This is a genomic window from Streptomyces sp. NBC_01268, assembly GCF_036240795.1.
GTDB lineage: Bacteria > Actinomycetota > Actinomycetes > Streptomycetales > Streptomycetaceae > Streptomyces.
The window spans coordinates 3,040,597-3,053,213 of sequence record NZ_CP108454.1 but is presented as its reverse complement, the minus strand read 5'-3'; the positions used below and the strand labels follow the sequence as shown (position 1 = coordinate 3,053,213).

The 12,617-nt window shown below is 74.8% G+C and carries 11 protein-coding genes and 1 tRNA gene; 3 read left to right on the top strand and 9 right to left on the bottom strand.

The window, feature by feature from the left end:
- Nucleotides 1-88: 88 nt before the first annotated feature.
- Nucleotides 89-1,951: a putative bifunctional diguanylate cyclase/phosphodiesterase gene (locus tag OG309_RS13475; protein ID WP_402544285.1), complete on the bottom strand. Its 1,863-nt coding sequence runs from the start codon at nucleotides 1,949-1,951 to the stop codon at nucleotides 89-91.
- Between the two features lie 355 nt (nucleotides 1,952-2,306).
- Here OG309_RS13475 and OG309_RS13470 point away from each other — a divergent pair, with 355 nt between their 5' ends.
- Nucleotides 2,307-3,584: a M6 family metalloprotease domain-containing protein gene (locus OG309_RS13470; RefSeq protein WP_329428297.1), complete on the top strand. Its 1,278-nt coding sequence runs from the start codon at nucleotides 2,307-2,309 to the stop codon at nucleotides 3,582-3,584.
- A gap of 56 nt (nucleotides 3,585-3,640) precedes the next feature.
- Here OG309_RS13470 and OG309_RS13465 read toward each other — a convergent pair.
- The 7 genes from OG309_RS13465 to OG309_RS13435 all read right to left on the bottom strand — a co-directional run bounded on the left by OG309_RS13465 (nucleotide 3,641) and on the right by OG309_RS13435 (nucleotide 9,856).
- A tRNA-Lys gene (locus OG309_RS13465) sits at nucleotides 3,641-3,714 on the bottom strand.
- Nucleotides 3,705-4,334 carry a bifunctional DNA primase/polymerase gene (locus OG309_RS13460; protein WP_329420831.1) on the bottom strand — a complete coding sequence of 210 codons (630 nt, stop codon included), beginning with the start codon at nucleotides 4,332-4,334 and terminating at the stop codon, nucleotides 3,705-3,707. The genes OG309_RS13465 and OG309_RS13460 overlap by 10 nt, the downstream gene beginning before the upstream one ends.
- Nucleotides 4,335-4,489: 155 nt before the next feature.
- Nucleotides 4,490-4,846 carry a hypothetical protein gene (locus tag OG309_RS13455; protein WP_329420830.1) on the bottom strand — a complete coding sequence of 119 codons (357 nt, stop codon included), beginning with the start codon at nucleotides 4,844-4,846 and terminating at the stop codon, nucleotides 4,490-4,492.
- Between the two features lie 169 nt (nucleotides 4,847-5,015).
- On the bottom strand, nucleotides 5,016-6,359 hold the full coding sequence (locus OG309_RS13450; RefSeq protein WP_329420828.1) for an AAA domain-containing protein: 1,344 nt from the start codon (nucleotides 6,357-6,359) through the stop codon (nucleotides 5,016-5,018).
- On the bottom strand, nucleotides 6,356-7,939 hold the full coding sequence (locus OG309_RS13445; RefSeq protein ID WP_329420826.1) for a hypothetical protein: 1,584 nt from the start codon (nucleotides 7,937-7,939) through the stop codon (nucleotides 6,356-6,358). The genes OG309_RS13450 and OG309_RS13445 overlap by 4 nt, the downstream gene beginning before the upstream one ends.
- Nucleotides 7,930-9,042, bottom strand: a complete 1,113-nt coding sequence (locus tag OG309_RS13440; protein ID WP_329420825.1) for a hypothetical protein — start codon at nucleotides 9,040-9,042, stop codon at nucleotides 7,930-7,932. Before OG309_RS13440 ends, OG309_RS13445 begins: the two co-directional genes overlap by 10 nt.
- On the bottom strand, nucleotides 8,975-9,856 hold the full coding sequence (locus OG309_RS13435) for a phosphatase PAP2 family protein (protein WP_329420823.1): 882 nt from the start codon (nucleotides 9,854-9,856) through the stop codon (nucleotides 8,975-8,977). Before OG309_RS13435 ends, OG309_RS13440 begins: the two co-directional genes overlap by 68 nt.
- A gap of 140 nt (nucleotides 9,857-9,996) precedes the next feature.
- Here OG309_RS13435 and OG309_RS13430 point away from each other — a divergent pair, with 140 nt between their 5' ends.
- A complete protein-coding gene (locus OG309_RS13430; protein ID WP_329420821.1) occupies nucleotides 9,997-10,590 on the top strand; it encodes a histidine phosphatase family protein in 594 nt (197 codons plus the stop codon).
- A 37-nt stretch (nucleotides 10,591-10,627) separates the two neighbouring features.
- Here the strand turns inward: OG309_RS13430 and OG309_RS13425 are convergent, their stop codons facing one another.
- Nucleotides 10,628-11,917 (bottom strand): tetratricopeptide repeat protein, encoded by a 1,290-nt coding sequence (locus OG309_RS13425; RefSeq protein ID WP_329420820.1) that lies wholly within the window; start codon nucleotides 11,915-11,917, stop codon nucleotides 10,628-10,630.
- Nucleotides 11,918-12,142: 225 nt separating this feature from the next.
- On the opposite strand from OG309_RS13425, the gene OG309_RS13420 reads away from it, so the two are divergent.
- Nucleotides 12,143-12,580 carry a hypothetical protein gene (locus tag OG309_RS13420; RefSeq protein ID WP_329420819.1) on the top strand — a complete coding sequence of 146 codons (438 nt, stop codon included), beginning with the start codon at nucleotides 12,143-12,145 and terminating at the stop codon, nucleotides 12,578-12,580.
- Nucleotides 12,581-12,617 lie beyond the last annotated feature (37 nt).

Below are 12,617 nucleotides of genomic sequence, written 5' to 3'. Positions count from 1 at the left end.
AGTTCCATGCCCGGACCCGCGCAGGGGAGCGCCGGCCCCGCGTCATAGCCGCGTCCGCGTCCGCAGCCCCGTCCACGCCCGCGCCCGCTCAGACGGGCAGCGGTGCGACCCCGATCAGTCGGGCGATACGGTCCGGGGCCACCGGCCGCGAGTACAGCCAGCCCTGCCCGGTGTCGCAGCCGATCCGGCGCAGCCGGGTGGCCTGCCCCGAGGTCTCCACGCACTCGGCGGTGACCGTGAGCCCCAGTCGGTGGGCGAGCTGGACCAGCGCCTCCACGATCAGCTCGTCCGCCGGGTTGGCGTGCTCTTCGTCCTGGAAGCCGCGGACGAACGAGCCGTCCAGCTTCAGCACGGAGACGGGCAGCCGGCTCAGATAGGCCAGGTTCGAGTAGCCGGTGCCGAAGTCGTCGATGGCGATCCGCACGCCCATGTCGCTCAGCGCCTGGAGCGCCTGGAGCGGCCGGCCCGCCGAGCCCATCACCGCGGACTCGGTGAGCTCCAGCTGGAGCAGGTGGGGCGCGAGCCCGGTCTCGGCGAGGATGCCGGCGACATCGGCCACCAGGTCCGAGTCCCACACCTGCCGGACCGCCACGTTGACGCTCACGAAGATCGGCCGGTCGCCGGGGTGGTCCTTCTGCCACTGCCGGGCCTGCCGGCAGGCGGTGTTCAGCACCCAGCGCCCGAGCTCGACGATCGAGCCGTCCTCCTCGGCGATGCCGACGAACCGATTCGGCGCCAGCGTGCCGAACTGCGGGTGGTTCCAGCGCACCAGCGCCTCGACCCCGCGCACCGCCCCGTCGGAGAGGTCCACGAGCGGCTGGTACTCCAGCGCGAACTCCCCCCGCTCCACGGCCGGGCGCAGGGTGGAGCTGAGCGCCTGCCGGGTCATCCGGTGCGCGTTGCGCTCGGGGTCGAAGAGCGTCCAGCGGCTCTTCCCGTCGGCCTTGGCCCAGTACAGCGTGGTGTCGGCGGCCTGCATCAGACAGGTCGCGGTCGAGCCGTGGGCGGCCCGTTCCACGACGCCGATGGAGGCGGAGACCGAGAGGCGCTGCCCGGACAGGTCGAAGGGGCGCTGGAGCGAGGCCAGTACGGACTGCGCCAGGTCGGCCAGCTGCTCGGTGCCGGTGGACTCCTCCACCAGGATGGCGAACTCGTCGCCGCCGAGCCGGGCGACGAGATGGCCGCCGTTGCGGGTGTAGCCGTAGTTGTCGGCGCACTCGGTGAGCCGGGCGGCGACGGCGGCCAGCAGCCGGTCGCCGACCCGGTGCCCGAGCGTGTCGTTGACCGCCTTGAAGCCGTCCAGGTCCAGGTAGCAGATGCCGATCCGCCCTGTTCCGCCATGCCCGTACGACTGATGTGACCGGTACGCCTGGCGCGGCTGGTGCGCCGCGTACGTCCGGTCCCGCGGGGCCTCCTCGTGGGCCTCCAGGGCGGCGGTCTCCAGCGCGGCGGTGAGGCGCTCGAAGAACAGGGCGCGGTTGGGCAGCCGGGTGACCGGGTCGTGCATCTGGAGGTGGCGCAGCCGGGCCTGGAGCTCGCGGCGGTCGCTGATGTCGGAGACCGAGAGCAGCACGCGCGGGCTGTCCGGGACCGGGGAGACGGTCACCTCGGCCCACAGGGAGCGCCCGTCGGGGTGCTTGAGCCGGCGGGTGCAGCGGAAGCGGGAGCGGCGGCCGCCCAGCACCTCGCGGTACGCCTGCCAGGTGCGCCCGTCGGAGGCGAGGTCGACGAGGTCGGCGGCGGCCTGCTCGCGCAGGGCGGCGGGCTCGGTGCCGAGCAGGGTGCCGAGCGAGTCGTTGGCGGCGACGACGGTGCCGTCCTGGTCGACCAGGGCCATCGCGAGCCGGGCGGCGCGGAAGGCGGCGGAGCAGTCCCGGAGTTCGGACGAGTGACGCTCCGTGAGCGCGGGCTCGGCCGACGGGGGCACCGGTTCTTCGGGGGATCCGCTCACCGCTCGCTCCCGTAGTGCGTTCGGGCCGTACAGATCTGGTCGCCATGGTCGGCCGAGGAAAGTGTGCCGATCATAGAGGCTGGCCGGGGGGCCGTTCCAGCTCCTGGGCCCGGCGCGGGGCCCGCGCGGCTTGTGAGGCTGCCCACCCGGTGTCCCCGCTCGATCGTTTCTGCGCGGGTCTGACACGGGTCGACGCAGTCCTGACCGAATGTGACTTTCCGTGAGTCGCTGCGCGTCCGTGTCGCGTCGACCCGGCGGGCCCGGCTCACCCGACCGGGGCAGCAGAAAGGTGCGAAACACCGCAAACCATCACAAGGTGGGTGGGGTGTCCCGCATTCCGGAGCCGGAGGTCCACGTGAGGGGTCAGCAGCCACCCGGGCGAGTACCCGACGGAGTGCCCGGAGGGCCGCCCCGCTCCCGCCTGCGGGCCGGTGCGGCGGCCTTCACCTCGCTCGCGGCGCTCGCCGCGACCGGCCTCGTGGCGGGGCCGGCCGTCGCCGCGCCCTCGGCCGGACCCTGCGCCCTGCCCCGTACCGCCGCGCACCACTCGCTCGGCCTCGACAGCTGGAACGGGGCCTACCCGCAGCCCACCCGGACCCTCGACGCGGTCATGATCTTCCTGTCCTTCCCGGACTCCGCGCCGCTGACCCGGCCGGCCGAGCTGACCGCCGACCACTTCCCGGGCACGGCCGCGTTCTTCGAGCGCGCCTCGTACGGGCGCTTCCGCCTGCGCACCGACGCCCGGACGAGCTGGACCCGGATGCCGCGGGACTCCGACGCGTACCGGATACGGCGGGACTGGGACGCCGAGCACCGTGCGGCCTATCTGCGCGACGCGATCGAGGCGGCCGACGCCTCCGTCGACTTCTCCCGCTACGACGTCGTCTATCTGGTCGCCGACCCCGACGCCCCCGGGGTGGACTCGGACGCCACCAAGGTGGTCAACCTGGAACACCCGCTGGAGGCGGACGGCACGGAGATCAAGCGGGTCGTCACGGTCTTCGAGCGCCATCCGCCGGACCGGAACGTGCTCGCACACGAGACGGGCCACATCTTCGACCTGCCCGACCTGTACCACCGGCCGGTGGACGGCAAGGGCGACTGGGACACCTATGTGGGCGACTGGGACGTCATGGGCAGCCAGTTCGGCCTGGCCCCTGACCTCTTCGCCTGGCACAAGTGGAAGCTGGGCTGGCTCGACCGCTCCCAGGTGGCCTGTGTCAGCGGCCCCGGCACCCGCACGGTGAGCCTGGAGCCGGTCGGCGCGGCGCCCGTGGCCGGCGGCTCGGTCGGGACCCGGCTCGCGGTCGTCCGTACGGGTGAGGACAGCGTCCTCGCGATCGAGGCCCGCGCGGCGACCGGCAACGACCGGGACACCTGCACCGAGGGCGTCCTCGTCTACCGGGTCCGCAACGAGGCGGCCTCCGGCGACGGGCCGGTCGAGGTCGTGGACACCCACCCGGGCACCGAGGCCTGCTGGGACCGCTCGGTCTACCCGCCGCTCGCGGACGCGCCCCTGGAGGAGGGGGAGTCCTTCACGGTGCCGGGGACGGGCGTGCGGGTGGAGGTCGCCGACCGTTCGAAGGCGGGCGTGTGGACGGTCCGCGTCACGGGCCGCCAGGCCGCCCGCTAGCCCTCCCGCGGCAAACGAAGAAGCCCCCCGCTCGCGCGAGGGGCTTCTTCTGTCGGTGCGCCGCCAGGGACTCGAACCCCGGACCCGCTGATTAAGAGTCAGCTGCTCTAACCAACTGAGCTAGCGGCGCCTGCTGACGTCGTAGACATTAGCACCCGGATCCGTGGAAGGAAAAATCGATACGCGCACGTCGGCGGCGGAGGCCGCCCTGGCCGCCCGGACGCAGGCCCAGAGCAGGACCTCGGGCCCCGGCAGCCACGGAGAGCGGGTGTCGGGGGCCACCAGCCAGCGGGGACCCGCGGAGTCGCGCGGGGCGAGCGGCGGGATCGTCACGGCGTCCCCGGTGCCGTGACAGAGCGGCCGGGGCACGGCCTGCCCCCACTCCTCCCAGTCGAGCAGGGACGGCAGCCGCTGGGCGGTGCCGGGCGCGGCGAAGAGCAGCATCCGGCCCCGGTGGGTGGCGACCGGCCCGGAACCGGGCCCCTCGGCCCAGAGCCGGTCCAGCATCCGGCGCCCGAAGATCGGCTCCACGTTCACCACGTCGAAGGCGGTCCCGCAGGGCAGGACGGCAGCAGTGGCGGGGTGCTCCTCCCAGAGCGCGAGCAGCGACCGGGGTTCGGCGATGGCCGAGGCGAGCCACGTGGCCCCCTCCTCGGTGACCCGCGCGGCCTGGTGCCGTCCCTCGTCCAGATCCCGCAGGGCGTGGAGGATCTCGTAGGGGGTCGTCTCGTCGCGCAGCCACGTGGTCATGCGAGAAGGTGTACCGGGCGTGACGGTGCGGTTTCAGCGGGTTGTCGGAAACCCGGACACGGCGGGGTCCGGGGGAGTATCTTGCGCCCCGGCATATGCCAGAAGGCCAGGCCCGCGGCCGCTTTCACCCGTCCGGGCGACGGCGGGCGGGCGGCTCACTCCTCCGGGTCGCGACCGCTCGTCCGGATCAGGCCCTCGCCGAACTCGATCATCTTCCGGGCGTAGTCCTCGGTCCACTCCGCGCGCTCCGCGACGGCCGCCGGCGTGAGCCGGTCGAACCGACGCGGATCGGCCAGCTGGGCCGCCGCGATCGCCTGGAACTCGATCGCCCGGTCCGTCGCCGCCCGGAACGCCAGGGTCAGCTCCGTCGCCCGGGCGAGCAGCTCCCGCGGGTCCTCGATCGACTCCAGGTCGAAGAAGTGCTCCGGGTCGGCGGTCGCCTCGGCAGGCTCGAAGACCAACGGGGCCGGCCTGACCCTCCGCTGTCCGCTCCGCTCCGCGGGTTCCGCCATCGTCCTTCTCCTCCTCGCACACACGTGGCCCGGACACCCGGGCCACCATCCATTCTCCCGCGCCTGGCAAGACCACCCCAGGGCGCACCCACCGGCGCGCGACGCGTGAAACGCGCCCACCACACGAGCCGCGCACCCCGGCACCGGCCGCCGGCTCACCCCCGGCCCGTCACGGCCCCCAGCTCACCCGGTGCTCCGCCAGATGCGACAGCACCGCGTGGTTCGCCTCCCACCCGTCCGGAAACTTCACCGTCACGCCCAGCTGGACCGGCTCCGTCGACGGGTGCTCGTCCAGGAGGTCGACGACGCCCGCGCGGCAGACGACGATGCAGGCGTGGCGGTGGCGGGAGGCCAGGACGCAGAGGCGGCCGGTCTCCAGGTGGAAGGCGGTCGCGTCGGGGCGGCCGGAGAGCGGGTGGAGGACGACCGTCACGTCGTACTCCCGGCCCTGGAGGCGGTTGGCCGTGTCCACCGTCACGCCCGTCACACCGAGCCGCGCGAGCTCCGCCCGTACCGCCGCTGCCTGGTCGCGGTGGGCGGTGCCCACGGCGATGCGGTCGGCGGTGAGGGGCGAGGGGGCCGGGGAGCGCTCCGACACCGCGGCGCCACCGCGCTCCAGGAGGCGGCGGACCACCGCGCCGATCGCGTGGACCGCCTCCGGGTCGGTGCGCGGGGTGTGCCGGGCCGGGAGTTCGAGCAGACCCCAGCCGGACTCCGCCGCCTCGTCGAGGACCCGGTCGGGGCCGGAGCCGTCCGAGGGCACCCCGAAGGAGAGCCGCCGGTCCCCGTGGTCCGTGCCGCTGCGGAACCGCGTGTACGGGTAGAAGGCGTCCGACACCAGGGGGGCCGCGGAGGCGGGCAGGCGCCAGGAGACCGGGAGGCGGTGCTGCGGGAGCTCGGGATTGTGCGCGAGCAGGGTGGAGACCGCGCTCGCCGACGGGTCGTACGAGAGGCCCGCCCACTGCTCCGCGCCCACCACCGAGAACGGGTCCAGCTGCCCGGGATCTCCCACGAACAGCGCCCGCTCGAACAGCCCCGCCACGGCGAGCAGCGCGTCCGAACGCATCTGGTACGCCTCGTCCACGATCGCGTGCGCCCACGGTTCGACGTTCTTCACGTGCGCCCACTTCGCGGCCGTCGACACGACCACCGGAAGCCCCACGAGCTCCCCGGCCTTCGCCGACTTCCGCACCTGTTCGAGCTCGTCGAGGGCCTTGTCGTACGGATCGGAGTCGTTGGAGTGCAGCCGGCCCACGGCCAGTTCGGGCTGCTTCTCCGCGATCCGCAGGACCAGGTCGTCCACCTGCGCGTTGGTCTGCGCCACGATCATCAACGGGCGCCCCGCCTCGGCCAGTTCGAGGGCGGCGCGCACCACGAGCGTCGACTTCCCCGCGCCCGGCGGCGAGTCCACGACGACGCCGCGGGACTGCCCGTGCAGCGTGTCGGCCAGGATCTCGCGGGTGGCCCGCGCGGCCTCCGAGGAAGGGTCGAAGCCGTCTCGGCCCGGGCTCACAGCACGTCCTCCGGCGTCACGGCATCGGGCAGTTCCACGGCGTCCGTGCGCGGGGGACCGCCGTGCGTCCACGGGGTCTCCTCCGGGTCCGGCAGCTTGGCGCCCACCCGGGCCTCGTGCTCGAACAGGGTCCAGGCGATCCGCTCGCCCTTCTCCGGCACCGAACCCTCCGCGGGCTCCTTCGCGCGGCCCATCCGGTCCGTGACCCGCAGCACCACGGCGCCGTCGGGCTCCCGCCGGACGCATTCCGCCGTCTGCGGCTTGCCGTCGAGCGAGCGGTACACCTTCACGCCCTCGTCCAGCTGGGGCAGGTCCTCGGTGCGGACGGTGAGCAGCGGGCGCGGACGGCCCTTCTCCGTGCGCGTCATCGCCACCTCCACCACCTCCCCGACGAACGCCTCGCCCGCCAGCCGCCGCCCCGCCAGGACCAGCGGGTCGTCCAGCGCCTCCTGCGCCTCCAGCTGCCCCTGCGCCTGCTCGCGCGCCGCCAGCTTCTGCGCCGCGGTCACGGCGTCGTCCCGGCGCGGCTGCGGCGGCTCGCCCGCGGCGATCCGGTCGCGCTGGCCCGTGAACGACCAGCGGTCGCGGGTCCAGCGGTCGCCGACCCGCGCCCCCGCCGGAAGCTCCCGCAGCAGGCCGAGGGCCTGCCACACCGCGTCCCAGGTCGGCTTCAGCTGGGTGGCGAGCAGCCGGCGGATCTCCCGCTCGGCCCCGTGCAGTTCCCCCAGACCCGCCTCGGCCGCCTCGCCGTCCTCGGCGGCGCCCAGCGCCTGCCGGGCACGGTCGTAGCGCTCGATCGCGGGGGCGAGCAGCCGGTTGTCGAAGGCGGGGTCGGTCGCGGGACCGGCCGGCGGGCACAGCAACTGCCCCCGCGCGTCCCGCCCGAGCTCCGCCCGCAGGGCCGCCTCGGCCCCCGACGCGCCGTCCGGCGGGTCGATCCACGCCAGCAGCGCGCCCAGGTGCTGGTCCTCCAGGGAGGACTGGCCCGTCGCCCAGTGCCGGTTCAGCAGGTCCGTCGCCGCGACCAGCAGCGAGGAGCCCGGCACCCGGGCCCGCTCCCCGTAGTGCGTCAGCCAGCGGCCGAGCAGCGGCACCCGCGGCGGCGCCGGGAACGGCGTCTCCGGGTCCTGCTCGGCCGTCCGCCGGAAGCGCGTCGAGCGCCCGAGCAGCCGTACGTACTCGACGGCCGCCCGGCCCGGCACCACCAGCTGCGGTGCGTCCGCGCACAGTTCGACCTCGACCTTGACCTTCTTGCCGGTCTCCGGGTCGGTCTCGGAGCGCTCGGCCGCCTCCACGACGTCCGTGAACGAGTCGACGTACGGCAGGACGGCGTCGGCCAGCTCGGCCAGGAACGCGAAGCGCAGGTCCCGGTCGCGCGGCTGCGGCACCACCAGCAGCCTGGGCTCCTCGGGGTCGGTGCCGACCAGGGCCCCCAGCGGCGCCCCCGCCTCACCGGCCGTCGTCAGCGGTACGAGGACGAGGGGCCGTGCGGACAGGTGCCGGTGGCGGACCGTGGCCAGCGGGCGGGCCCGGCCCGACTCGACGGCCTCCATCCGGGCCAGCGTGGAGATCAGCGGCATGCCAGCGCCTCCGTCCGCAGCGCCTGCGCCCGGCGCAGCGCCGCCACCGTCGGATCGTCCGGGTCGCCGTCCTCACCGCGCGCCGCCGCCAGGACCTCGCCGATCGTCGTCAGACCGCCCAGCTCGCCGCGCACGGAACGGCCCAGGGCCTCCACCACGTCCGCGGCCCGGGCCCGCTCCCTGCAGTGGAAGGCCAGCTCGCAGGCGGCCAGGCACTCCGGTGCGTACGCGTGCGGCACGGCCTCCACCGCGTCGGCCAGCTGCTCGGCCGAGCACTCCGCGACGTCGAAGGAGAGGCCCTCGGGTAGGGCCTCCACGATCTCCTCGATGCGGGTCAGCCGCTCCAACTGGCGCCGGGTCACCGACAGCTGCTTGCGCACGTCGACCGCGGAGGCCGTCGGCAGGTTGGAGAAGTCCTTCGGGCAGACCAGCAGCACCGAGTGCGCCACCCGCGCGCCCTGCGTGACGGCCGCGATCCGGTCGAGGGCCAGCACGTAGACCGCGGCCTGGCGGGCCGCGGCGCCCACCTTCGCCGCGTCGGCCGAACCGTCGACCATCGGGAAGGACTTGATCTCCACGACCGTCCACCGTCCGTCGGGGTGTACCACCACCACGTCCGGCTCCAGGTAGACGGGGGCGCCCGCCACCTCCACGGCCAGCATCGGATGGTCGAGCAGCGCCCAGCGTCCCGCCCCGGTCGCCTCCCGCAGCGCGAGCGCGGTCCGCGCCGCCCGGCCCTGCGGCCCGGCCGCAGCCAGGTCCGGCAGGTCCACCTCGGCCGGGTCCTCGATGCCGAGCAGCCGCAGCAGCTCCCGCCCGCCGTCCGCCTTGACCTTCGCCTCGAAGGCGTTGCCCCGCGCTATCGCGAACTGCGACTGGCCGAAGCCCGAGGGGGAGCCCAGCTTCTCGGCCAGTGCCGTCTTGTCGACCCCGGCGCCGTCGAGCAGCGCACGTCGCCGGCAGCCCGGGTTGGCCGCCAGCGCGGCCAGCGCCCGCGCGTCAAGCGGGCGCGGCGCGGTGGCCGGTCCGCGCAGCTCAGCGAGCTGATGTCGAACGGTCGTCTGCCCCGGTCGCTGCGGACCGTTGCCGAGGGATGTGCTCACCCGCGGAAGTCTCCCATCCGCCACTGACAAGCGGGGGGTTTCGGGGGGATTCGACCCCGATCACCCCACCCGGGGCCCGGCCCGGGACCCGCTCGGCGATCCGGTCCGCGAGCCGCGTGGCGTACGGGGCGAGCAGCAGCCCCGCCCCCATCACCGCCGCCCCGGCGACCGCGTCCAGGAGGTAGTGGTTGGCCGTGCCCATGACCACGAGCGAGGTCAGCAGCGGGTAGGCGACGCCGAGCGCCTTGAACAGCGGCGTCCGCCCGTACCGCCACAGCATCACCCCGCACCACAGCGCCCACCCCACGTGCAGGCTGGGCATCGCCGCGTACTGGTTGGTGAGCGCGCCCATCCCGCGCGGCGCGCTCGCCTCCCCGCCCCACCAGCCGTACGCGCTGAACTGCGCCATGGTGTCGACGAAGCCGTGGCCGGCGTCGAGCAGCCGGGGCGGGCAGGTCGGCAGCAGGGTGAAGCCGATCAGGCCGAGCAGGGTGGAGACCATCAGCCAGGCCCGGGCCGCCCGGTAGTGCGCGGGCCGGCGCCGGAACAGCCAGACCAGCACGGCCGGGGTGACCAGGTAGTGCAGCGAGGCGTAGGCGAAGTCGGCGGGGACGCCGAGCGCGGGCGTCGCCGTGAACAGGCGGTTGAGCGGATGCTCGGCGTCGATCCCCAGGCTCTGCTCGATCCGCAGGATCGCGAGCCCGTGGGCGACGGCGGTGTCCACGTCGCCGCGGGCCAGCAACCGCCCGCAGGAGTACGCCGCGTACACCGCCCCGATCAGTACGAGCTCCGCCCACCACCGTGGTCTGCGCATTCGAGTCCCCGCTCCCCCCGCTTGTGCTCCGATCGTGGGAGGACGCCGGGCGGCGGTGCGGGGTTGCCCGCAGGCCACCCGGAATTCACGTGGAGGATGATGGAAGCCATCCCGTTCCGTGACACCACCGGAGAGACCTCATGGCACCGCGCATCCTGCTCGCCCGGCACGGCCAGACCGAATGGTCGCTGCTGGGCCGGCACACCGGCAGGACCGACATCCCCCTGCTCGACGAGGGCCGGCGCGGGGCCAAGCTGCTCGGCGAGCGGCTGAGCCGCGGCCCGTGGGCCGGGCTCGACGGGGTCGAGGTGCGCACCAGCCCGCTGGTGCGGGCGCGGGAGACCTGCGACCTCGCCGGGTTCGGTGAGCGCGCGGAGAACTGGGACGCGCTCATGGAGTGGGACTACGGCGCCTACGAGGGGATGACCCCGGCCGAGATCCAGGCCGTCCGGCCGGGCTGGTTCATCTGGCGCGACGCGGTCCCGGACGGCGAGACGCTGGCGGAGCTGTCCGCGCGGGCCGACCGGATCGTGGAGTGGGCCCGTTCGGCCGACCGCGACGTGCTGGTCTTCGCGCACGGGCACATCCTGCGGTCGATCGGCGCGCGCTGGCTGGGGGAGGACGTCTCCTTCGCCTCGTGCATCCGCCTCGACCCGACCAGCCTGTCCGTCCTCGGCTGGGCGTACGGGGCGCCCGCGATCGAGCGCTGGAACGACACCGGGCACCTGGAGTAGGCGGTCGGCGCCCCGCGCCCACGGCGCCCGGCGGACGTCAGTAGGCGGCGAGGACCCGGCGGGTCTCCGCGAGCAGGGTGCGGATCCGGGCGGAGTCGACGCCGTCCAGGGAGTCCACCACCCGCTGCACCTGGGCCGCGGCCTCCTCGGGGCGGCCCGCGCGGGCGAGGTTGCCGGCGAGCTGGGCCCGGTAGAGGGCGAGGTTGCGGGCGAAGTGCGGGTTCTGCAGCACGGTCGCCCGATGGGCGTGCCGGGCCGCGCGGGACCAGTCGCCCAGCATCGACCAGCACTGGGCCTCCAGCGCCTCCAGCTCGGGCTCGCCGAAGAAGGACATCCACTCCGGGTCGCTGTCGCCGGGGCCCCGCGCGAACAGGTCGTGGGCGCGGCCGAGGGCCTGGACGCAGGCGGCGCGCTCGCCGAGCCCGGCCCACGCCCCGGCCTCCCGCAGGGTCAGCAGGGTCAGCAGCCGGGCCGAGGCGAGCGGCTGCGCGGCCCGCAGCCCGGCCTGGGCGGCCCGTACCGCCTCCCGGTACCGGCCGGCGTCCCGGGCCAGGAACGAGGTGTTGCAGAAGGCGTGCGCCTCCAGGGCGGAGTCCCCGGCGACCCGGGCGGTGGCGAGGGCCTCGGCGTAGTGGGAGCGGGCGTCGTCGAGCCGGCCGGAGTCGTGGGCGAGCCAGCCGACGGAGAGGGCCAGCTCGCCGGCGCCGTTGTGCAGCCGGTCGGCGGTGGAGCGGCGGGCGCTGACGCCCGCGTCCAGCAGGGCGTAGGCGGTACGGAGCGGCTGGGTGGCCCGCTGGTAGAGGCCGTCGGCGCCGTGCCGGTCGTCGAGCAGGCGGATCTGGCGCACGGCGTCCTCGACGGCGCGTACCTCGGCGTCGCCGACACGGTGGACGCCACGGGGGGCGGGGATGGCGACGGCGGTGCCGCCGAGTCCCAGCGAGGCGGCCGCCACGGTGGCGGTGCCGCCGGTCATGAATGCGCGACGCAGCACGTCGCTCTCCTCATCGTTCCGGGTGGTGATGGCGGGGGGTGGTGGCGGTGCCCCGGCCGGGACGGCCGGCCGCCGGCCGCGAACGGCCTCCCGCGCCGAGAACCCCAGGTCCGCCAGGCTCAGTCCGGGGAACATGTGCAGGAACACCCGCTCGTACGCGTAGTTGGGGCAGCGGATCTCGCCCGCCTCCACGCGCCCGATGTAGCGGGCGTCGCATGCGACCTGCTCGCCGATCTCCCGCGCGGCCCGGCGGACCGTCGCGGCGAACTCCCCCGGCGAGTGCCGGCCGCGGAGTCTGCGGAAGGCGAGATTGGGAACTGCCCGTGACAACGCCATGGCCGAGCCCTCTCCTGGTGCTGCCGGTGGTCCGGCGGGGCAAGAACGTACCTGCTGTGACCGGGTGCGCACGCAGGGTTTGCAAACAAATCGGATATCTCGCCTGCGATCTGCCATGAACTGCCATCCTTTGCGGCGGCGTGCCGCCGTAGCCGTTGACGTCCACGGGCGTTGAACCATGTGGAGAGACGGAACGTGTCTCCACATGGAGTGAGGAGGGGTCCCATGGCGGAGACCGCATCACAGTCCACCGCGATGCACGCGCCCACGCCGGACGCGAGCGCGTCCCCGGCCGAGCCCTGCGACCTGGTCACCGTGCCCGCCCGGCAGGGCCTGGAGGCCGTGGACATCCTGCGCCGTGGCGGCGCTCCCGCCGTCGGCCCGGTACTGCACGACGGCGCCTGCGACACGCTCGGCTTCCTGGTCCCGCCGGGGACGGCGGCGGGCTGGGACATGCCGGGCAGCGCGTGTACCGAGACCCTCGGCCGGGGGCTGCGCCTGCCGGAGCTGCCGGAGCTGCCCGGCCCGGACGGCGTCACCCCCCGCCCCGCGGACTGGCTGCTGCCGCCCGGCGACAGCGGCGAGGTCACCGACCCGGCGATGCTCCGCGAGGCGCTCGGCCAGGCGGCCCGGCTGATCGAGGCGGCGGACGGCTGCCGCTGAGCCGCAGCGGGCCCCCTCGGGGCTCGTCGGGCGGTGC

What these genes read in the sequence shown, in the direction of transcription:
- OG309_RS13460 (WP_329420831.1), bottom strand. Translation starts at nt 4,334, where the DNA reads ATGACCACGTGGCTGCGCGACGAGACGACCCCCTACGAGATCCTCCAC.
- OG309_RS13445 (WP_329420826.1), bottom strand. Translation starts at nt 7,939, where the DNA reads ATGCCGCTGATCTCCACGCTGGCCCGGATGGAGGCCGTCGAGTCGGGC.
- OG309_RS13425 (WP_329420820.1), bottom strand. Translation starts at nt 11,917, where the DNA reads ATGGCGTTGTCACGGGCAGTTCCCAATCTCGCCTTCCGCAGACTCCGC.
- OG309_RS13455 (WP_329420830.1), bottom strand. Translation starts at nt 4,846, where the DNA reads ATGGCGGAACCCGCGGAGCGGAGCGGACAGCGGAGGGTCAGGCCGGCC.
- OG309_RS13435 (WP_329420823.1), bottom strand. Translation starts at nt 9,856, where the DNA reads ATGCGCAGACCACGGTGGTGGGCGGAGCTCGTACTGATCGGGGCGGTG.
- OG309_RS13430 (WP_329420821.1), top strand. Translation starts at nt 9,997, where the DNA reads ATGGCACCGCGCATCCTGCTCGCCCGGCACGGCCAGACCGAATGGTCG.
- OG309_RS13420 (WP_329420819.1), top strand. Translation starts at nt 12,143, where the DNA reads ATGGCGGAGACCGCATCACAGTCCACCGCGATGCACGCGCCCACGCCG.